General features: G+C 43.5%; 28 protein-coding genes, 1 pseudogene and 1 other annotated feature. Of the genes and pseudogenes, 20 read left to right on the forward strand and 9 right to left on the reverse strand.

Features of this window, described 5'->3' with window-relative positions:
- Positions 1-51 precede the first annotated feature (51 nt).
- Together DYE48_RS00695 and DYE48_RS00700 are read left to right on the forward strand one after the other, a co-directional pair.
- Positions 52-918 (forward strand): DUF4097 family beta strand repeat-containing protein, encoded by an 867-nt coding sequence (locus tag DYE48_RS00695; protein ID WP_167449409.1) that lies wholly within the window; start codon positions 52-54, stop codon positions 916-918.
- Between the two features lie 121 nt (positions 919-1,039).
- Complete coding sequence (locus DYE48_RS00700; RefSeq protein ID WP_115821947.1) at positions 1,040-1,588, forward strand: 2'-5' RNA ligase family protein; 549 nt, start codon at positions 1,040-1,042, stop codon at positions 1,586-1,588.
- Positions 1,589-1,797: 209 nt separating this feature from the next.
- Here the strand turns inward: DYE48_RS00700 and DYE48_RS00705 are convergent, their stop codons facing one another.
- A complete protein-coding gene (locus DYE48_RS00705; protein ID WP_115821948.1) occupies positions 1,798-2,241 on the reverse strand; it encodes a PH domain-containing protein in 444 nt (147 codons plus the stop codon).
- Positions 2,242-2,494: 253 nt separating this feature from the next.
- Between DYE48_RS00705 and DYE48_RS00710 the strand changes: the two genes are divergently transcribed.
- From DYE48_RS00710 to DYE48_RS21320, 6 genes are all read left to right on the forward strand, one after another.
- A complete protein-coding gene (locus DYE48_RS00710) occupies positions 2,495-3,172 on the forward strand; it encodes a hypothetical protein (protein ID WP_115821949.1) in 678 nt (225 codons plus the stop codon).
- A 17-nt stretch (positions 3,173-3,189) separates the two neighbouring features.
- Positions 3,190-3,450 carry a hypothetical protein gene (locus DYE48_RS00715; RefSeq protein WP_115821950.1) on the forward strand — a complete coding sequence of 87 codons (261 nt, stop codon included), beginning with the start codon at positions 3,190-3,192 and terminating at the stop codon, positions 3,448-3,450.
- Between the two features lie 14 nt (positions 3,451-3,464).
- Positions 3,465-3,932, forward strand: coding sequence for an NUDIX hydrolase (locus DYE48_RS00720; protein WP_115821951.1), 468 nt, complete (start codon positions 3,465-3,467; stop codon positions 3,930-3,932).
- Positions 3,933-4,037: 105 nt separating this feature from the next.
- The gene (dnaN, locus tag DYE48_RS00725) at positions 4,038-5,153 is read left to right on the forward strand and encodes a DNA polymerase III subunit beta (protein WP_115821952.1); all 1,116 of its coding nucleotides are present in this window, start codon (positions 4,038-4,040) and stop codon (positions 5,151-5,153) included.
- 9 nt (positions 5,154-5,162) lie between these two features.
- Positions 5,163-5,528, forward strand: a complete 366-nt coding sequence (locus DYE48_RS21315; RefSeq protein WP_244199336.1) for a potassium transporter TrkG — start codon at positions 5,163-5,165, stop codon at positions 5,526-5,528.
- Positions 5,507-6,010: a potassium transporter TrkG gene (locus tag DYE48_RS21320; RefSeq protein WP_244199337.1), complete on the forward strand. Its 504-nt coding sequence runs from the start codon at positions 5,507-5,509 to the stop codon at positions 6,008-6,010. The genes DYE48_RS21315 and DYE48_RS21320 overlap by 22 nt, the downstream gene beginning before the upstream one ends.
- Positions 6,011-6,162: 152 nt before the next feature.
- On the opposite strand, the gene DYE48_RS00735 is transcribed toward DYE48_RS21320, so the two are convergent.
- The 3 genes from DYE48_RS00735 to DYE48_RS00740 form a co-directional block, all read right to left on the reverse strand.
- Positions 6,163-6,603 carry a hypothetical protein gene (locus DYE48_RS00735; RefSeq protein ID WP_115821953.1) on the reverse strand — a complete coding sequence of 147 codons (441 nt, stop codon included), beginning with the start codon at positions 6,601-6,603 and terminating at the stop codon, positions 6,163-6,165.
- 129 nt (positions 6,604-6,732) lie between these two features.
- Entirely contained in the window at positions 6,733-6,954 is a 222-nt protein-coding gene (locus DYE48_RS21325; RefSeq protein WP_244199338.1) for an SDR family NAD(P)-dependent oxidoreductase, read from the reverse strand.
- Positions 6,951-7,664, reverse strand: a complete 714-nt coding sequence (locus DYE48_RS00740; protein WP_244199339.1) for an oxidoreductase — start codon at positions 7,662-7,664, stop codon at positions 6,951-6,953. The genes DYE48_RS21325 and DYE48_RS00740 overlap by 4 nt, the downstream gene beginning before the upstream one ends.
- A gap of 145 nt (positions 7,665-7,809) precedes the next feature.
- Here DYE48_RS00740 and DYE48_RS00745 point away from each other — a divergent pair, with 145 nt between their 5' ends.
- The 4 genes and pseudogenes from DYE48_RS00745 to DYE48_RS00760 all read left to right on the forward strand — a co-directional run bounded on the left by DYE48_RS00745 (position 7,810) and on the right by DYE48_RS00760 (position 10,212).
- A complete protein-coding gene (locus tag DYE48_RS00745) occupies positions 7,810-8,349 on the forward strand; it encodes a sigma-70 family RNA polymerase sigma factor (protein WP_115821954.1) in 540 nt (179 codons plus the stop codon).
- Positions 8,342-9,379, forward strand: coding sequence for a DUF4179 domain-containing protein (locus DYE48_RS00750; protein ID WP_115821955.1), 1,038 nt, complete (start codon positions 8,342-8,344; stop codon positions 9,377-9,379). The genes DYE48_RS00745 and DYE48_RS00750 overlap by 8 nt, the downstream gene beginning before the upstream one ends.
- 112 nt (positions 9,380-9,491) lie before the next feature.
- Positions 9,492-9,686 (forward strand): hypothetical protein, encoded by a 195-nt coding sequence (locus tag DYE48_RS00755; protein ID WP_115821956.1) that lies wholly within the window; start codon positions 9,492-9,494, stop codon positions 9,684-9,686.
- A pseudogene (locus tag DYE48_RS00760) lies at positions 9,683-10,212 on the forward strand (GNAT family N-acetyltransferase). The gene DYE48_RS00755 and the pseudogene DYE48_RS00760 overlap by 4 nt, the downstream one beginning before the upstream one ends.
- 33 nt (positions 10,213-10,245) lie before the next feature.
- Here DYE48_RS00760 and DYE48_RS00765 read toward each other — a convergent pair.
- Entirely contained in the window at positions 10,246-10,671 is a 426-nt protein-coding gene (locus DYE48_RS00765) for an RDD family protein (RefSeq protein ID WP_115821957.1), read from the reverse strand.
- A 131-nt stretch (positions 10,672-10,802) separates the two neighbouring features.
- Here DYE48_RS00765 and DYE48_RS00770 point away from each other — a divergent pair, with 131 nt between their 5' ends.
- Both DYE48_RS00770 and DYE48_RS00775 read left to right on the forward strand, forming a co-directional pair.
- Positions 10,803-11,030 (forward strand): hypothetical protein, encoded by a 228-nt coding sequence (locus DYE48_RS00770; protein ID WP_115821958.1) that lies wholly within the window; start codon positions 10,803-10,805, stop codon positions 11,028-11,030.
- Positions 11,031-11,444: 414 nt separating this feature from the next.
- Entirely contained in the window at positions 11,445-12,008 is a 564-nt protein-coding gene (locus DYE48_RS00775; protein WP_115821959.1) for a muramidase family protein, read from the forward strand.
- Positions 12,009-12,059: 51 nt separating this feature from the next.
- On the opposite strand, the gene DYE48_RS00780 is transcribed toward DYE48_RS00775, so the two are convergent.
- Positions 12,060-12,779 carry an alpha/beta hydrolase gene (locus DYE48_RS00780; RefSeq protein ID WP_115821960.1) on the reverse strand — a complete coding sequence of 240 codons (720 nt, stop codon included), beginning with the start codon at positions 12,777-12,779 and terminating at the stop codon, positions 12,060-12,062.
- Between the two features lie 316 nt (positions 12,780-13,095).
- Between DYE48_RS00780 and DYE48_RS21045 the strand changes: the two genes are divergently transcribed.
- From DYE48_RS21045 to DYE48_RS00815, 6 genes are all read left to right on the forward strand, one after another.
- Positions 13,096-13,242, forward strand: a complete 147-nt coding sequence (locus tag DYE48_RS21045; protein ID WP_167449410.1) for a hypothetical protein — start codon at positions 13,096-13,098, stop codon at positions 13,240-13,242.
- Between the two features lie 118 nt (positions 13,243-13,360).
- Entirely contained in the window at positions 13,361-13,987 is a 627-nt protein-coding gene (locus DYE48_RS00785) for an FMN-dependent NADH-azoreductase (protein ID WP_115821961.1), read from the forward strand.
- A 415-nt stretch (positions 13,988-14,402) separates the two neighbouring features.
- Positions 14,403-14,831: a hypothetical protein gene (locus DYE48_RS00795; protein ID WP_115821963.1), complete on the forward strand. Its 429-nt coding sequence runs from the start codon at positions 14,403-14,405 to the stop codon at positions 14,829-14,831.
- Positions 14,832-15,039: 208 nt separating this feature from the next.
- Positions 15,040-15,264, forward strand: a binding site (T-box leader).
- 44 nt (positions 15,265-15,308) lie between these two features.
- Positions 15,309-16,550, forward strand: coding sequence for a tyrosine--tRNA ligase (gene tyrS / locus DYE48_RS00805; RefSeq protein WP_244199340.1), 1,242 nt, complete (start codon positions 15,309-15,311; stop codon positions 16,548-16,550).
- Positions 16,551-16,577: 27 nt separating this feature from the next.
- On the forward strand, positions 16,578-17,198 hold the full coding sequence (locus DYE48_RS00810; protein WP_115821966.1) for a nucleotidyltransferase domain-containing protein: 621 nt from the start codon (positions 16,578-16,580) through the stop codon (positions 17,196-17,198).
- Between the two features lie 122 nt (positions 17,199-17,320).
- Entirely contained in the window at positions 17,321-17,791 is a 471-nt protein-coding gene (locus tag DYE48_RS00815; RefSeq protein WP_115821967.1) for a tetratricopeptide repeat protein, read from the forward strand.
- Positions 17,792-17,801: 10 nt separating this feature from the next.
- Here DYE48_RS00815 and DYE48_RS00820 read toward each other — a convergent pair whose 3' ends face one another.
- The 3 genes from DYE48_RS00820 to DYE48_RS00830 form a co-directional block, all read right to left on the reverse strand.
- The gene (locus DYE48_RS00820; protein WP_115821968.1) at positions 17,802-18,593 is read right to left on the reverse strand and encodes a cytochrome c oxidase assembly protein; all 792 of its coding nucleotides are present in this window, start codon (positions 18,591-18,593) and stop codon (positions 17,802-17,804) included.
- Positions 18,586-19,065 (reverse strand): DUF2243 domain-containing protein, encoded by a 480-nt coding sequence (locus DYE48_RS00825; RefSeq protein ID WP_115821969.1) that lies wholly within the window; start codon positions 19,063-19,065, stop codon positions 18,586-18,588. Before DYE48_RS00825 ends, DYE48_RS00820 begins: the two co-directional genes overlap by 8 nt.
- 106 nt (positions 19,066-19,171) lie before the next feature.
- A complete protein-coding gene (locus DYE48_RS00830; protein WP_425269274.1) occupies positions 19,172-19,549 on the reverse strand; it encodes a nuclear transport factor 2 family protein in 378 nt (125 codons plus the stop codon).
- Positions 19,550-19,635: the final 86 nt, after the last annotated feature.

The raw sequence follows: 19,635 nt of genomic DNA on the forward strand, positions 1-19,635 counted from the left end.
CGAATTTTATGGGGATAAGAGTCAATCTGAATGATAAAGGAGTCCTTTTTAATGGAATTTATACTGGTTTTAATGATTGCGAGTGTTGGTATAGCGCTTCTTTACCAGCGCTCCAATGGAAGAAAGACCTATCAGCTACATAATCAAGAAAGGTTTACTGAGGAAATCAACAACCTTCATGTGGAGTCAACGTCTGTGGATGTGGAAATCGTGAAAGTGGATGGTGAGGCGTGGAGCATCACCTTATCTGGTACCGTTTATGAAAAAGACAAGGAGTACTTCAAGCTATTCCATGAGCGGCAGGGAGAGAATTTGACATTGAGAGTGACGGAGGAAAAAACGCGGTTCGGGATTCAAATGCGGAAAGATATGAAACTTTTAATAGAAGTTCCAGTGGAAACTGTGGGATCTTTAATGGTAGATACGTCTTCCGGTGACATCGACATCAAAGGCATAGCAATCAATCATTCCACGCTTACCGCGAGTCCCGGGGATGTGACGATTGCAGATGTGGTTCACGAGAATTTGCAGATTCAAACGTCCAGTGGGGATGTTTTACTGAAAAAGGTCCGTAGTGGGAACACGGACATCCATACAAGCAGTGGGGAAGTGTTTGGGGAGAAGTTTGATTACGGCACAGGCCTGTTCGGGTCCTCGTCCGGGGAAATTCGCATCCAAGCAACAAAAATGCTGGGGGATGTGACAGCTTCTACTTCAAGCGGGGACATCCGCTTTTTCTATGAGGAAGAACCGGCCTCTTGTAAACTCGTTTACCAATCGAATTCGGGAGAAGCGCAGATTAATTGGACGGGCCTTAATTATGAAGTGAAAAAGGAAAATGAAGTGCGGGGCACGAAGGCAGAAGGGGAATTCCATTTAACGGTTGAGACGAGCTCAGGTGATTTGAAAGTAGGATAGGAATGGTAGGAGAGTATGAATAACTATTATACACGGATGAAATATGGGGATGGTCAGCAAATGGGTGCTAGGGGCGCCGTTTGTTGCGATACAAATACATTCCTGAGTAGGGGGAGCTGAGATGCAGCATTTCATCGGTCTGGTACCACCGGAAGGTTTTAAAGAGAAGGTCATTCACTTTCAAAAGATGTGGACCGGAAATACGATTACAGATGTTGTCGAGCCTCATATCACCTTGAAGGCTCAAGGAGGTTTAACTCCAGACCGGAAATGGTTGGATAAAGTGAGAGAAACATGTCTGAGAACGAAGCCTTTCCGGATTCAATTAGGCGCACCCGCTTTTTTTGGAGAAGATGTGCTTTATTTGAGTGTGTGCTCGGCGGAACTCTATGGTCTACATAAACAAATGGTACGAGTCGCTGCCCCGACACGGGAGCAAATCGACACTTATTTTGAGTTGAATCATTTCGTCCCTCATATGACACTGGCGAAGACGAGCCATGGTTTGTCTAAACAAGATCTGATCGATATGGCGCCGGCTGCGGATAAGGAATTTCGTCCTTTTCCAGCGTTTGAGGTCAATCGGGTTAGAGTTTATGAGGAAAGGAGTCCGAATACATATACGAAGCTGGAAGACCTTTCGCTAGGAAGCATATCGCGTATGCGATGATGCTGTTTTATTGGTTGAATCGACTATGGACATATATCGAATTATCCATCTTGCAGGAATCGAACGGAAAGATGGTCATCCGGTAAGGGGGGCTCTGTGCTTCTCTCGTTTATCACGGCAAAGCTTTTAGGGCCTGGAAAATTAAGTTTCTTTGTATGATGATTTTCTTGGAGCATTCCTATCCATATGAAAAGAAGAAAAAGGTGACTTCATTTTTTTAGTGTACAATCAATTTCTAATTGATGATTCTCTTTTGATAAAACCTCAACAAACTTTTGTTCATTCTGTGGTGAAATTAAGGTGGATTTATAATTTCCGTGAAAGATTTCCAGTTTATCTAAAGATAAGGATGGCGCAGACATCGGACTTTTGGTTGGTTTGATTTTGGTGATGTCTTCGATTTTAATACGCTTTCGTAAGGGGCCGGAGTGGATGAAAAGGCACCCATCTTTCACTTTGTATCCTGTATGGAACCAGATCCACAATAAAACACCAATGGTCAGCCCTGCCAATACATAACCTAAAGGATCACGGTAAGAAACGAGTTGAAAACCGATGGGCTCTTCTCCGAAGACGTAGATGCAAACAATAAAAAGGACGACGCCCCAGATGGTGATGGTGTAAAAGACATCTTTTTTTGATGGGAAATACATCCTGATTCCCTCCTCTCTTTTATAGTTACGGACACAGATGGAATGAAGTTTCAAGAAATAACGGCATCAAATGCTTCTTCTCCTGAAAGTTTTTGAGTTGAGTCATACTGGCGATCACTGGTCCCCATGTGTCCCTGGACGATTCTACCAGAGGAACTTTTATCCATCTGAAGTCGTAGATGAAATCATTCTGCTACCTGAGGTGATTTTTGCGAAGAATCGCTATCCTTGATGTATAAGGAAGGTGAGCGATGTGGAAATCGAATCTGTAATACTGAAAGCGAGAGAAATAGATTCAATGAGACGTTTCTATATTGACCTTTTAAATTTCACAGAAATCGAACGACAAGAAGGATGTTTATCTATCAAGGTTGGCCATAGTGTCCTTCAGTTCTTGGAAGAAAAAGAAGCGCGTAAGCCTTTTTACCACTTTGCATTCAATATTCCTTCCAACCAGTTTCAAGAAGCGAAGGACTGGGTGAGGGAAAAAGTATCCTTGAATACGGAAAACGATAGGGATGAAATCGAGTTTGAGAGGCTAGGAGGCCGTTCTTTTTATATCACTGACCCAGCAGGGAACATTGTGGAGTTCATTGCCAGAGAGCAATCCCCAGGTCAAGCAGGTCCATTTTGTATGCAAACGCTTTTGAACATTAGTGAAATGAGTTTGACGGTGAGCCATGTTCTAAAAGCTGGTGAAGAATTGCAGCGCATCGGCTTAACATCCAGAGACAACGATCCGATAAACAGGGCATATCTGAATTTTATGGGAGATGATGGAAGCGATTGTTATCTCCTTCTCGTTGAACCAGGAAGACGGTGGATTTTTTCTGATCTGGTTTCTGAGGTTCATCCCCTTAAAGTGATCGTAAAAAACATAGGAACCATCACAGTTGATGAACGGGGTCGGTTAACAGTCGTTCAAGCTTAAATAAGGGGGCGGAAATGATGAAGGATATATTAGCTATGTGGTTAGATGAAAAAGGCATGTTAGGCGTTATTGAACGGAAAGATGAACGGTTTGGATCTTCCTTCCATCCAATTAAGAGCGATGAAAAAACAAGAGATATGGTCATCATTAATAACCTTTGGTACACCACTTATACGGGGGCCCGTCATTATTTCCGCTTGAATACGAATGATTATCGTGTATCCGGACGGATGCAGAAGGTTGATGTGATGCATAGAGAATTAAGAGAATCTTCATAAAAAAGGAGAAAGCAATGGATTATATTCGTCATTTGCGTTCCATGGTCGGTCATGAGAAGGTGCTGATGGTCGTCGCAGGAGCGCTTGTTTTTAACGAAAAGAACCAATTATTGCTGCAATTGCGGACAGATTCAGGAAGCTGGGGAGTGCCTGGCGGTTTTATGGAACTGGATGAGTCGGTTCAAGAGACAGCTCGGCGAGAGGTTTTTGAAGAAACAGGATTGATATTAAACGAGATGGAATTGTATGGCATTTACTCTGGTCCTCATAAGCAAAAAGTCTTTGGAAATGGAGATCAGGCTGCAATCGTAGAAATTTGTTTTATTTGCTGTTCTTATGAAGGGGAGTTTGTGAAGGAGAATGAAGAGTCCCTGAGTAATCGTTTCTTTTATCTGGATGATCTTCCCGATTACATATTTCAAGATCATCAGCAGGTCATCGAAGATGTAAAGAATAAACGTGGCACACCGGTTGTTGGGTAAGGGTAAAAGAACTGTCTATAAATATAGGGAGTTCTTTTTTTATAAAAGAAGGTCAAACGTACGTTCGTGTCGAATGTAAAGTATAGAAAGGGAGGTGGTCTTTCCATGGAATTGCGAATACATAAAGGTACGTTGGAGGAAGCAGTCTCAGAAACAGCCTCTGTTCTCGGTAAAAAGTCGCTGCTTCCTGTCTTGAATGGAATAAAGATGGAGGTAAGGGAAAGGGAACTTGTTCTCGAAGGGTGTGATGGAGAGATCATGATAAAGAAAGTCATACCCGTCCATAAAGGTGGGTTCGAATCGGTTGAGACAGGTGCTTGTGTATTATCAGCCGATTTTTTTCAGGATTTGGTAAAGAAAATGCCTGGTCCTGTACACATGAAGAAAGTAAACGGACGTATGATTATGGAATCCGGGGAAGTGAAAACTTCCTTATCTGCGCTCTCAACCGAAGAGTATCTCCATATCCCGGATGTCGAATGGGATGGCTCCATTTCGATGGATAGTATGGATTTGGTGGAGTTGGTGCGCCAAACGCTTTTTGCTGCAGCTAAAGAAGGCAGTCGTCCCGTATTAACAGGCATTCATTTGGAATTCTCAGAGAATCAGGTGCAGGCTATGGCCACGGACTCTTACCGATTGGCTTTTGTGAAGAAAACGCTAAATAGCGGGAAGGATTACTCGTGTACGGTGCCTATGAAGACGTTGAGAGAGCTGGTGAAACTTTTTAAGAATACAAAGGAATGTTTGAAGATACACATCACCGATCAACTATTCAAAATAGAAGCGAGCGAAGTGACATTGATTTCAAAGTTGCTTGACGGAGCATTCCCCGATATGGAAGCTCTCTTATCCAAATCTTCAAAGGCAGAACTGGTCCTAGATAAGAATCGTATGATGTATAGTGTGGACAGAGCTGGTTTGTTTGCGAAAGATAGTGGGAACCACCAAATTAAATTGCGTTTAACAAAGCAGAAGACACTGAACATTTCTTCCTTTTCCCCACAAGTGGGCATGATTGAGGAAAACATTCCTTTAATAAAAGCTTCAGGGGAGGGTACCATGGATGTTTATATCGACAGCGTTTTTTTGTTAGAAGCATTAAGGGCTACAAAAGGAGAGGACATCCAGCTCTTTTACAACGGGACAATGAGCCCACTGATCCTTCGCAGTCGCGGCGATGATGAACAGGTTCATGTGATTTCGCCTGTTCGAGCTTAGAGATAAAAGGTGTATAGATACTATGTCGGTCTGTTAATGAAAGGTTATTATGGTCCCCACCTCAAAATTTTGATTGTGACGGTTGTTGTCCTCAATCTATTTGGTGCTGAATTGCTATTGTATATAAGTTTTATTGATGCGCTCTTTACATCCACTTCTGCTATGACAGTAACCGGCTTAATCGTATTGGATACGGCGACAGCCTTTATGATGTTTGGACAAATGGTGATTATGCTGCTTATTCAATTCGGAGGCCTTGGCATTATGACATGTGCTGCCGTTGTTATCTATATCGCTGTCGGTAAGAAAATAAGGTTGAAGCATCGGCTGATTATTAAACAGGACTTGAATCAGTGCAGATCAGTGGTGTGGTGAAGATTGCCAAACGGTTGCTCATCTTCTCATCTATTGTAGAATGTAACGCTGTCGTTTTCTTGGCGATCCGGTGGGTTCCTGAATATGGTTGGTTTCAAGGCATTTATGCAAGTGTGTTTCATTTCAGATCATCCTTTAACAGTGCCGGGTTTTCGATTGGGTCTGCCAGCCTGTCCGGGTATATTATTCTCAAAGCTCTGGCTCTACCCATTAAGGGCATGTGTGTGGTCATTTTTACGACATTTGTTTTGAATTTGACGGAAGATGCACCGTTTTTAACGATTTTGTTTGAGAGTGTCTCTGCCTTTGGGACTGTCTGGCTTTCCATGGGATTAACAGGAGACTTGAGTTTAGTAGGTAAGGTGATGATAATTGGGACCATGCTGATTGGTAAACTGGGGCCTTTGACCTTCGCTTTCGCTTTTGCGAAGCAATCTCCTGATCTTGTTAAACATCCGGAAGAAGATATTTTAATTGGGTAAAAGGAAAAGATGGAAGTCTGATGAAGGACTTCCATCTTTGTTTATTTCACTTTCAACTAGAGGTCAGTCATTTTGAAACCAATCTCACCCTGTTTGAAAATGAGGCGGAAGAATATCTTCTAGTCCCTTATCATGCCTTCCTATATCGGGATTCAGAATAAGACGTTATGGTAGGCTTCGTTCACGAGTTCGATGTAGTGGACCCAGACAAAGACTGCAATGGTGATGACCACTCCATTGGCGGAGAGTGTCCAAGAAAGGTACTTCTTTTTCTTTGGATGGTCCCCCATCCACTTTTCACTGAACAGCAGATAATAAGAAGCAATAAAAAATGGAGCGATCAGTATGCCTGCAAGAAACCAACGATTGAATTGACTCATGTAGGAACCCATAACAGACAGGCTTTCCTGTTCCTCGCTTACATCAGAGTTGATGATCGGATTTGGTCCGTTTAAGCCATCGTACATAACCAATTGATGCTTTTCATTGACTTCATATTTCAAAAATTCGAAGTCCATCGCCAGTCCATAGATGGTAAGCATAGATAGCAGACTAATAGAAAAAGCGAGTCCCCATATCTTTTTCTTAGACATTTCGTTCCTCCTCTTCGCGGCTTTATTTTCTTATTATTCCAAATAAAGGAAGGTTATTCAACTAGAAGTCTGTATTCTTAAAATGAAAAAGCTGAAGAGAACGGCCTCTTCAGCTTTGAATAGCTAATATTAATTATTGAAAGGATAGGTAACTCCAGTAAGCTCTTCGGATACTTTCCATAATTGATCGGCGTCCATAACATCGTACGACTTCGTAATTGGAGAGACGGCGACAGGACTACCTTTCATTTCCCATCTGCCTCCTGGGCCGAAGTATTCTCCTCCTTGGACGTCATGGTCTGTTGCTGCTCTTAACCCAGGAAGTGCTCCTTCTGTTGCCTTCTGCGTCATCGGCGCAAGCAACGTCCAAGAATCTTAAAGAGGAATTTATCTTCAATGTGTCTCATGAGATTGGTGCTAGCAATACCGGGATGGGCGGCCGTTACGGTCATGTCTAAACCGTTCTTTTCGATTTTCCGCTGCAGTTCTTGAGTGAATAATAAATTGGCAAGCTTAGATTGGGCATAGGCCTTCATTGGTGTATAGCCTTTTCCACCTTCAAACATGAGGTTATCAAAATTCATTTTTCCAGATTTATGGGCATTGCTTGATATATTGACGATTCTAGCGCTTGGCGTTTTCTTTAATGTTTCGAACAATTGCCCTGTCAGTGCGAAGTGACCGAGGTGATTGATACCCAGCTGCTGTTCAAAACCATCATGTGTTTTTCCATAAGGGGTGGTCATCACACCAGCATTGTTAAGCAGAAGATTTAATCTGTCATACTTTTCTTTAAAGGCATCTGTGAATGCCTTTATTGATTGTAAATCGCTTAAGTCTAGTGCCATGACGTCAATATCCGCGTTCGGGTTTTCCTTTTGAATGGACAGATAGGCTTCCTGTCCACGTTTCATCGACCTTGAGCCAAGAATGACGGTCGCTCCCCGTTTGGAAAGAACTTTCACAGATTCATACCCTAAACCGCTGTTCCCTCCAGTTACAATCACCGTTTGACCTTTTAAAGAAGGAATGTCTTCTTTTGTCCACGCTTGTTCTTTCATCCTTATCACTCCTTATGACTTTCATAGTAAGAAATTTCCGCATGTATGTAAAAAGAATAACCTTCAGATGAGCACATAAGAATTTTATGGAACCTCGTGACGTCCGATTTCGTCAAAGGTAATGAAAAAAGGGGGGAGAACGTTTATGAATGAGGAACATATGAAGCGAAGAACAGATAAAGAGATGTTAGCCGGCTTAATGGAATCCTATGGGGACATGGTCGTGAGAATTGCTTTTACTTATGTGAAGGAGAAGCAACTGGCAGAGGATTTGGCGCAGGAAGTATTTATCCGCTGCTATCAACATTTACATACATTTGAACATCGATCGAGCTACAAGACTTGGGTGTATCGCATAACGGTCAATCATTGCAAAGACCACGTCAGAAGCTGGTCGTTTCGGAACCTGATTCCATTCGAACCGATGAAGATGGAAAAAGGAGAGGAAGCTAACAGTATTATTGAACAAGTTTTAAAAGAAGAGGAAAATGAGGTCCTTTTTCAAAAAGTGTTGAAACTTACCGTGAAATTGAGAGAAGTCATCATCTTTTATTATTACGAAGAGTTATCGGTGGAGGAAATCGCTGAGCTTTTAGGTGTCAATGTGAACACGGTCAAAACCAGACTTCACAGGGCGCGGAACAGTTTGAAAAGAATGTTGAAAGGAGGAGAGGCATTTGAGTAACCGATGGAAGTATCCTGAAAAGGTCCAGCAGATGAAGTTCAAAGAAGAGCATCAGAACCAGGTGTTCCACCGTTTGCAGAGTTCTACACCCCAACAGAAGAGAACAATCGGGCGTTTGTGGATGGCGGCTGCTGTCGTTGTTCTTTTGTTAGGTGGATTGTTGTTCACACCTGCGATGGAACACGTCGTTGCTAAAATTCCTTACATCAGTCAGTTTATCGAGCAGGAAGAAGATCGTATGGAACGGATGGAGACGTTTTTCAGTGAAGCCACTCAAACGATTGAAAAAGAAGGGTATCAGATCGGGAACATGCAGGTCAGCGGGGATGACAAGGAAGTGATAGTCGAACTGATCGAGATGGAGGATGGGAAACAGAAGGTCCAAACCATTGTTGAGGAACATTTAGAAAAGAACGGCTTTCATGACTATGAGGTCTCCGTGCAGCCTTTTAAAGAAAGAGTTCAGCAGTCGGATGTGACCGAAGAGGAAATGGAACAGTACTATAAAAATACGAAGGAGCTGGAAGAGAAGCTAATAACACGATTGAAAGAGGAAAATTTTGAGCTCATGTTCCCTGTCCAAGTCCAGATGAACCCGACTCAGGGAGTGTATATCAATGTGATTGTTCCAGAAACAGAAACGCGATTAAGTCTTTTGGAAGAAATCATGTTGGAAGAGGGGCATGAATATAACGAAGAACCTGAACTTGATATCCGGCAAGTAGAAAAGAAAGCAAGGGAACAGGAAATTCTTTGGGAAGAAACGGGAGCCATCCATGATATTGCCCAGGCAATGATGGAGTCTGAACAATATCCAGTCACAGGTTTTGCTCACTCATTTCATCCGTATCCGCTGCAAATCAAAATTAAAACTTCCCTTGATCGCTCAGATGGAAGTGCGGAGGAGATGGCTGAAGAAATTAGAGAAGAGATTGACCTCTTCATCCAAACCGGAGAAAAAACAGCTCCGATTAGAGACGATGAATATGAGGTTTATGTTCTTAGTAAGGACAAGAAGAACATCCAATGATTACAGGCGTCACCATGATGGTGGCGTCTATTTATTGAAGGGATGGATACGTTTTGAAATAATAGAAAAAGGTAGTATTTTCCTAAGATCAGCACAGGAAAGGAGAGGTTCCATGCTTGCGAACATTTTATGGGGATTGTTTCTTGTCTTGTTCATAGCTTTAATGATTTTCATAGACAGGAGAAAGACCAAAAAACGCCAAGGACAGTCTCCCGTGCAAAAGACGGAGCAGGAAAAAGAAGTGGAACGCGCGGTGGCACGGGAAAAAGGCTGGCGTGGAGGACCAGGGGGAGGGGAAGGCATGTGATGATCGGACCGTCTATTTATATTAAAACATTAGCAAATCTTGATGCCCGAGATTTGCTACTTTTTGAAGAGAAGAACCGCTCATTTTTTGAACAGTATTCTATGGGGAGGGCGGATGGTTTTTATACGGTGGAAGGGCAGAGGGAGCGTGTGGAAACCTTGCCGAGGACACGGAGTACTTTTTTGGGATTTTTCATAAAGACACCGATCAGCTTCTTGGAACAGTCCATCTGTTCCAAGTCCTCCGTGGTTCATTGCAAAGTGCGTTCATCGGTTATTTTCTCGATAAAGACTACAATGGAAGAGGCTTTACGACAGAGGCTGTAAGGCTTCTCGTTAATCATGCCTTTGTTGATTTCCATTTACATAGGATAGAAGCAGGAGTCATGCCTCATAACAAAGCATCCATCCGTGTGTTAGAAAAAGCAGGTTTTCATAAAGAAGGAATTGCGAGAAAGAATGTGAAAATCAATGGAAAGTGGGAAGATCATCAAGTTCTTGCAATCATTAATCCGGATGATGAATAGAAAAAGCCCTCATAATAAGGAGGGCTTTGGACATTAGGTCTGTTCCGGTTTATCTTCGGTTACATAGGTACCAGCAAGGAAGTCGTGTATCGCTCGCTTATCCTTGCGTGCTCCGACCATTACGGCACTGACAACCAAGGCGATGCCAAACGTGAAGGAATAGATCATGCCTCCTACGACTTCTCTCAGAAGCATAGTTCCGATATGTACGTTTTTACTAGCATCCACACGGACAATCCGGTTGTCGGCCGCCCGTTTTCCAAGGGTATATCCGGACCATAGGACAGGTAAGCCTACCACGTAAGCAATGCCAAAGATATCCACCCATGTTAATCCTTGATAGAAGAAATCTCCATAAAAGAGATAGAAAAGAATACCTAAAGTTACGGTGATGAGAATTCCGTCAATGACTCTTGCAAAAACACGGACCCATAGACCTGCAGGGTTTTGAATGTTCATTCCTAAACCTCCTAACAAAACGACATGCCTTCCCACTGTAACATAGGCTGAAGCTACGGCTCTAGAAGAATTATGAAACTTATCCTGATGGCTTTACGTACATGTAATAAGACGAAAAGGAGGTTTCGCATATGTGGTTTTTTCTCGGCCTTGTCGGTTTGTTGGTTGTGCCACTATTGTACGGATTTTTGCGCGATGCTTTCGGATGGAACAGGAACAAATTTCACGGAGATGAAATGAATAAACAAAAGCGTACTTCTGTTGAAAAACGGTATGATCAAGCAGAAATTCAGAAGGACAAAGTACGTCAACATTCTAGAAATCAAGGGAACCACGGGGGATTCGGTGGCTTTCATTAATAAAATCGAATCCCTGCTGAAAAATGAAGGTTATAAGAAGCCAGCAGGAGTGCTGGCTTTTTTCATGGTAATGATTGTTTTTTCTAAACTTGGAAGATTGTATTTGTATGGATAGGAAGGGGGGAGAAATAGAAAAAGAGAGTTGGCTTCGGTGCACTATGGAACTAAAGTAAAGAGAGTAAATCAACGAGTATCACGCGGTTGGAAGCGATCACCTGGATCAGTGAAAATCAACCACAACATTGATTTCCTCCTTCAACAATATAACGTACTTTTTTTACAGGTTCTTGTTTTGTCCTACATAGTTCAAGGGAGCATTAGAAACTATATTTTTTCAAAATATTACGTTTAGATGACAAGCGAAACCGAAACACAAATACTGAAAGCATTTTTAACCTTAAGGAGGGTCCATGGATGAACAAAAAGAAGATTTTGGCACCTGTACTCGCTTTAGGGATGACGCTTGGGGCTGGAGCTTACAGTGTTTCGGCGGAAACCTATCAAGTGACCTTTGAAAAAGGGGACACGCTTTGGAGCCTTGCAGAACAATATGATGACGTGACCGTTGATGATTTATTCAAATGGAACCCAGGAATTGATGCAGACATCATTCAACCAGGGTCTCGAATTACAGTGAAAACAGAGGAAACATTTGATGAAGATGATTATCCGAATGAAGAATTTCATACCGTTACACCGGGAAGTACGTTGTACAGCATCGCAAATCTTCATGAAGGGGTGACGCTCACAGAACTGTTTGAATTAAATCCAGGTATAGACCCTTGGAACTTGCAGCCAGGTCAGGAAGTCCGCGTTTCACCAGCTGAGAGCGCCCACTACCATACGGTCGCTCCTTACGATACGCTTTATGGCATTGCCGGCCTCCACGAGGGGGTTACCGTAAGTGACTTGTACGAATTAAACCCTGGAATAGATGCTAGAAACCTCCAAATCGGATCGAATATACGAGTGAAATAAAAGGAAGAAGCGGGACTTCTGAGGAAGCCCCGCTTTTATAGCGTATCAGTATTAATTTTGGATCCACTCATGGATTGTACGTACGATGATTTCCTGCTGCTTTTTTGCAGGGATGTCAGCAGGCAGATCCCCTTTTTGAGCACCATACATACCAAATTGGGCATGGTTGCCCCCATCGATTTTATAAAGCCTAGTTTCCGAAGAAAGCAATGGCTTCGTTTCCTTTATTTTGGATTCTGTTGTTAACCCATCATTCTCCGCATAGATCGATAGGATCAGAGTTTCCGTATCTGCGAAGCTGCTTCCTTCAGTCGGATATGAAGCGAGGAGTATCAATCCGTCTGTTTTGTCAGGATGTTCTTTTACAAAAGAGGCAGCGGCGACTCCGCCGAGGGAATGACCTCCCACATACCATTCTGCAACTTCAGGATAGCGATTGATCATTTCATCAGCTTTGTTCGTGTTCAATATGGGTAAGTTCAGAGTTACATTAGGAATCCCTGTGATGTACCCGCTGCTCGCCAGTTGTTGAGCCAGATAGCTGTAGGCTTCTGGCTCGACTTTTGCTCCAGGATATATGATGATTCCACCCTTAGCATTACCTCTAGGTTCATGGACGACCCAACCGTCTGTTTGCTTGGACTCTTTCACCAGACGGGTCATCTCTTCCGATGGTTCGTAGGTTTGTTGAGTCCAGATGAAAAAGAAGAGAACTCCAATACTAATCAGGGCCAGGAGACTAAGGAGCATATACTTGAGCCACTTTTTCATAATCAACATCCTTCCTTTTTGCTACATACGAATCATGATAGTCATTCTTCAATGAGTATTATTCAATGTAATATCTGAATAGGTAGGCCTGAGAGGCGAACTGGATGCGGTATAATAGTTAAGGAATGTTTTAACAAACCCCTTCACCATTCAGGTTAGGGGATTCTATTTTGAAAAGAAATATGAAAGGTTTTCTGAGAGAAAAACTTAACATAGATCCACTCGAGGACCGAACAGAAGCCCTTTTAACAAGAGTGTAGAATAATCGAATTTCGTAAGCGGATGCTAATGAAAAAGGCGTGAAGGAGGCGGCAGAATGAAAGACACCCCATTCCACTACGATGGACGTTCCCCTGTGAACCAAGAAGTTGCGACGGACGAAGTGTTTGTCCTTACAGATGAAGCAAGAATAAATATAGCGGCAAACCCTTATCAGTATGATGTTACTACGGAGCAGGAATAATGGAAAATGATAAGAATCCATCTCAACCAAGATGGATTCTATTTTTTATCTGCATTTATTAGTAAGAATGGTCGTTTCTATACAAACTATACTATCTTGAATGGAAAGGTAGGATCCTATGGAGAAGGTTTTATACATCACGGCACATCCACACGATGAAACGGCCTCTTACAGCATGAGGGTGGGTAAGGCTTTTATTGACACATACAAAGAAGTGAATGCAGGCGATGAAATCATTCATATCGACTTGTATAGAGAAGATATTCCGCACATAGATGCTGATATTTTCAGCGGGTGGGGGAAATTGCAGTCGGGAGATAACCTTTCAGACGAAGAAAATAGGAAGGTCGAACGACTGAGAGAGTTGAGTGATCAATTCATTTCCGCAGACAAGTACGTCTTTGTCACCCCGATGTGGAACTTCTCTTTTCCTCCTGTAATGAAGGCCTATATCGATGCGGTGGCCGTGGCGGGCAAAGCATTTAAATATACAGAAGAGGGTCCGGTCGGTCTATTGACGGATAAAAAAGCTTTCCACATCCAGGCATGTGGCGGGATTTATTCGGAAGGACCTGCAGCTGGAATGGAAATGGGGCACCGGTATTTGAACATCATTATGCAATTTTTCGGCGTCCCGTCCTTCGATGGTCTTTTTGTCGAAGGGCATGCGGCGAATCCGGGTCAGGCGGATAACATTAGAGAACATGCAATGGCAAGGGCGAAAGACGCGGCCCAAACCTTTTAAATGTTGACCACTAATCCTTAGTAAGTGCCCGTAGAAAAAATGCTCGGTGAGAGCGTATTTTCTACGGGCGCTTTCCTTTTTCACATGAAATTATGATAGGGTGAATATAGTATTGGTTGGCTAAAAGGTGGAAAATGGAGTGGCTTTCATCTGTTCCATTCCTGTATTTTTATGACTGAAATCGTAGAGAAAGGATTTAAAATGAATTACATCATCAGCTTGTTTTTATACATATTTTTGATAGCTCTTGTTTCATCACTTTTGTTTTTTATTGTGACGTCCATTTGGGATTCAGCGGCACCGGGAATCGTTTTCCTTTTGTCGGTGATCTCTGTACAGCTACTTTTCAGCCATATAGGACAAATCGCTGGGAAGCGTCAGGAGTCTTAATCATGGACGAATGGAGGATGGTACGATGAGACGTTACGTCGGGTTACTTATTATTGTTTTTCTGTGCAGCATTCCTTTGCAGGTCTCTGCCACCAGTTACGAAAAACTTGATCCTCAAGAGGTTGTTGACCGGGCGGAAGTCATCGTTATCGGGACTTACGATTTTGATCGTCGATCTGAAGGTAGTGAATTTATCTTTGATGGTTATCCTTTTGATGTGGAAGCAGTACTTAAAGGAAAGGTCGGAGAGGAAATTACAGCCGGAATCGATCGGTTTGATGTCAGCTGGGCGAAAGATTTTCAAGAGAAAGGCGGCAGGTTCATGCTTCTTTTGGAAAATATCCCGGAGGCTGACTTTCTCACACCAGTGGTGGCGGGAAATGGGATGGTCCAACTAATGGGTGACACGGTTCAAGAAGAGAGTGAAGAAAAAATTTCTATACTGAATTTATGAAGGAACATCCCCCAAGAAAAGACAACTCCCGTTTCTGAAGCCTCTACTTTTTTTACAAGCATCCTTTTTCTCGTAGGTGCGGTCAATATTGGAGGTGTGTTTTTCCTCCAAAGAAGAAACGGAGGGAGGGTGTTTCATAAGAAATAAAATATTCAGAAAAACATTGACATCTTCTTCCGTTCCGCGTAACATAATCCTAACTTTAATAACTACGGCAATGACAGAAACCCAGTAGTGAAGAGATCCCTGTTGTCAGAGAGTCGACGGTTGGTGGGAGTCGATACACACCTCTTCATGAATTACCTTCTGGAGCTTCTTTTACGAAAACTCATGTGAGTAGTGGAAGACGGTAAATCCGTTATCTTTTTAAGGGGAAGATGAAACATTCATCTTCAACTTGGGTGGTAACGCGTGATGAAGACACGTCCCATGATGGGGCGTGTCTTTTTTATATTCTAAAAAATGGAGGGCTGTAAGATGATGGAACAATTGAATGATGGACAAAAAAGAGAATGGGAAAAGCAATGGGAGGTTCTATCTTATGGTGTCTCCTCGATCATTCCGGAAGAAGAGTTCAAAGAGAAGATTGCGAAGTCGATTAAAAATGAGCAGCCGCTGAAGGTGAAGTTGGGGCTCGATCCGACCGCCCCGGATGTCCACCTTGGACATACCGTTGTGTTGAATAAGCTGAAACAGTTCCAGGAATTCGGGCACACGGTTCAGCTGATCATCGGCGATTTCACAGGGAAGATTGGTGATCCGACGGGCAAGTCAATCGCCCGGACGGCTTTGACGGATGAAGAAGTGGAGCACAATGCAAAAACTTACTTTGAACAGTTCGGCAAAGTGATTGACATGGAAAAAGTAGAGCTCCATTACAACTCGAAATGGCTTTCCAAAGTTGGGTTCTCAGAAGTGTTGAAACTGGCGAGTACGGTGACGGTGGCAAGGATGCTCGAGCGCAATGACTTTCATAACCGGTACGAAGCGAACAAGCCGATCCACCTTCATGAGTTTTTCTACCCGGTCATGCAAGGGTACGATTCGTACGCTCTGGACTCAGACATCGAACTCGGTGGAACCGACCAGGAATTCAATGTGTTGTTCGGGCGCCAGGTGCAGGAGCATTACGGCAGGGAAAAACAAGTCGTCCTGTTGATGCCGTTGATTGAAGGGCTGGATGGTGTGGAGAAAATGTCGAAGTCGAAAGGCAATTACATCGGGGTGGATGAGCGGCCGCAGGACATTTTTGGTAAAACGATGTCGATTCCTGATGCGCTGATCACGAAGTATTTTGAGCTTGTTTCTCCGTTATCCATTCAAGAAGTGCAGGAAGTGAAACGGAAGCTTGATGAAGGTACGCTTCACCCGCGGGATGCCAAAATGAAGCTTGCCGCTTCTTTTGTCGAAATGCTTCATGGAAAAGAGGCAGCTCGTCAAAGCCGAGAACAGTTCATCAATGTTTTTCAGAAAAAAGCGATGCCGGATGAAATTCCTGAAGTGATGTGGGAAGGAGAAGAGGAAATACACGTTGTCGATCTCGTCAAAGAACTTGGACTTTTACCTTCCAAGAGTGAAGGGAGAAGGATGATCAAGAATGGCGGTGTCCGTATCGACCAGGAGAAAGTGACGGATACCAATCAAACGGTGCAAGTGACAGACGGGGTTGTGGTTCAAGTCGGGAAAAGGAAGTTTGTAAGGCTAAGAAGTTCATCCTGATTGTAGAAGAAAAGGGGAAATGAAGCGATGGAAAGAGAAGCATTTATAGAAAAAGCAACCGAACATATGAGAGAGACCTATAAGTGTCATACCGTATTCTTGTACGGTTCCTATCAAACCGGGGACTCTACGAATGAGAGTGATGTCGATTTGATTGGTTTTTCCGATAAGCTGGAAACGCAGAATAAAGTGGAAACGTTCAGTGGCAAGCTTTTGGATGTGTGGGTCCACAAGACGGATGATATGAAAGAGCCGGCCAACTTTTTGAAAGTCCATCGTGCCGAGGTCCTCGTTGATGATCATGGCCTTGCCCAAAAATGGATGACAGAGATTGATTCTATTTTCAACGAGGGACCGGCGTCTTTGCAGCCGAAGGAGAAGCAGTTTTTGAAAGATTGGTTGACCAAGATGAAGATACGTTCAAGAAAAGGGGATATGGAAGGCCGCTATCGCTTTCACTGGCTGGTGAAGGAAAGTCTTGAAATTTATTTTGAGATGATCGGACGCTGGTACCTCGGTCCGAAAAAGTCGCTGAACTGGTTACGTGAGCACGATGTGGAAGGGTACCGGATCTACGATAAGCTGCTGGAAGGACCGGGGGATCGCAGGCGGCTGGATGCCTGGATTGATCATTTGCAGAAGCTTTGAGTCAATCGTTGGGATATCGGCCATAATGAAATTTTATCGACAGAATTGAAAATATATCAAACCAAATCAAAATATATCAACTGAATAAAGAATATATCAATTCATTGAGGGAGGGGGATTTTATGAATCAAATCCAGTTCTTATTGGATGAAGGTGAGGTTGAGAAGGCTGGAGTTGAAGCATTGGAACGCTTGAAACGGGACGAGGAAAACGCAGAGTTGAATTATTTGTGTGCGGTATCGCATGATGCGCAAGGGATGGAGCGGGAAGCCATCCCCTTTTATGAAAAAGCCATTGACCATGGAATACAAGGCGACCGTAGAACTCAGACCTATATTCAGTGGGGAAGCAGTCTAAGGTGCATCGGGAAGTATTATGAAGCGAAGGAGGTCCTGGAAAAGGGAGCACGAGAATTTCCAGGGAATCCCGCGATTCAGGTGTTTCACGCGATGACCTTATACAACTTGAAGCAGTCCCCCCAAGCGGTGGAACAATTGCTGGCGGTGCTGGGTTCTCATGCAGAAAGTCCCTGGATTGAAAAGTATAAAAAAGCCATTTCCTTTTATGCGGCTCAACTAGATCAAACTTGGTAGGGGTTCCTTTTCATGGACTTGCTGCCAGTCTCTTATTCGGTTGAGTAGCTTTGTACCACTGCCAACAAAGGATGAAAATAAGGATGGCATCGATCGCATCGCCCCCGTAGTACATGAGCATGGCCCCTGTCTCTGCCTGGCTTTGACTGACTCCTTCTGGCGGAGAGGCATACAAGTATTTCGACAGGATCCCGTGTCCTGCAAGAGCGAAGATGAATACGATTGCCCGATACAAATAACTGTAGCGGTGAGCGACAGGGTCAATGTAAATCATAGCCATTGTAAAAAGGTACCCTGCCAGGAACACGTGCAGATGGACGAGAATGTGAATCCATAGGTTGTCGTGCATCATGTGATATAAATCTGTTGTGTAAAGCACCCACAACCCGCCGATGTTGAGAATGGAAGCTGTGACGGGGTGACTGATGACACGTACATAAGAACTTCTCAGGAGAGAAGATATCTTTTTGGCAGTAGAAACGGGCAGCGTTCTTAACAACAGAGTCATCGGTGCTGCAAGGACGAGCAGGAGTGGGGCGAACATGCCTAAAAGTAAATGCCCCATCATATGAGCGCGAAAGTCGATGCGCGCTTGGTCTGCTAGCGGGCCGATGACAGCTATACCTGCACATAACACTCCGATGGACCAAAAAACATGTCGCCAAACCGGCCATTCCTGCAGATGACGGGAACGATTAGAAACGATGCCTGCTCCTACGTACAAGAGGATGGCAAGCAGGAATGGTAACGACAGAACCAAATCAAAAAGGAGTCCACCCCCGCTTGAATGTTGCTCATGCATGGGAAGGGGCTCCTTTTTTGCTGGTACGTTTAAGAAGGAAAAGACCGGCAGCAATCATAAGCACAGCAGATATGTTCCACACAAGGTCGTAAGGGATCACATTTTCTACATAACGGATTTGGTGCAGGCGCATCAGTTTATGCTGGATGATCCCGTCATACAACTGGAAAGACCCTGCCCCAAGCAGAACGCCGCCCCACCACCGTTTCAGTGATAAGCCATTCCTCCGTTTTAGATCGGCAAAAAGAAACAGACCGCCAATGGTTGCGAACCAACTGAACGCGTGGAACAATCCATCTGAAATCAGTCCGATGTCTGTAGTGGATTGATCATAAAAATGGTGCCATCTAAGCAGTTGGTGGAAAATCGTTTCGTCTATAAATGCAGCAAGGCCGATTCCGAACAAGACTCCGGACCATAGGTTACGTTTTTTAGTATGATTTCGATTAGAATGAAGGGACTTTGAACCCATAGCGAAACCTCCTATTCTTCAAAATTCTTCCTATGTTGTACCCATCACTCAAAGCGTACAAACGTATATGGATTTAAAAAGGACTTTTGACTGGGAAATGACTTGATTAACGTCCACGCCTTTCTTTATACTCATCCTTTTGTAAATCCGTAATGGTTCCTTGATGAAAATACAATTGCCAGCGCCCATCGATCTTTTTCCAAATGGAGCTGCGGAGAGTATTTCTGCTTCTTGTCGTGTCCTCGACATAATACGTAGTGAGGACCGTATCCTCTGATAGAGGCTGGATTTCATAATGGTGGAGAGTCATCTCAGTCAGGACGACCCCTTGCTCCAGGCAGAACTTTTTATCATAAGGAACGCCGGAACTTCCAATCTCCCAAAAGTCATCGGCCAGTATGTGATCAAGCTCTTCTGTGGATTCGCGGGTGCTCAACTGTATGTGTTGGTTTTCTAATGCTTTCAGTTCTTCCTTCAGCGACATATGTATTCTCCTTTATGTTAAAATTTTCTATAGGAATATTATACTTTGATTCTATCATGAGGAGATGAAGCGATGTCGGTACATGG

The organism is Halobacillus trueperi, assembly GCF_003386945.1.
Taxonomy (GTDB): domain Bacteria; phylum Bacillota; class Bacilli; order Bacillales; family Halobacillaceae; genus Halobacillus; species Halobacillus aidingensis.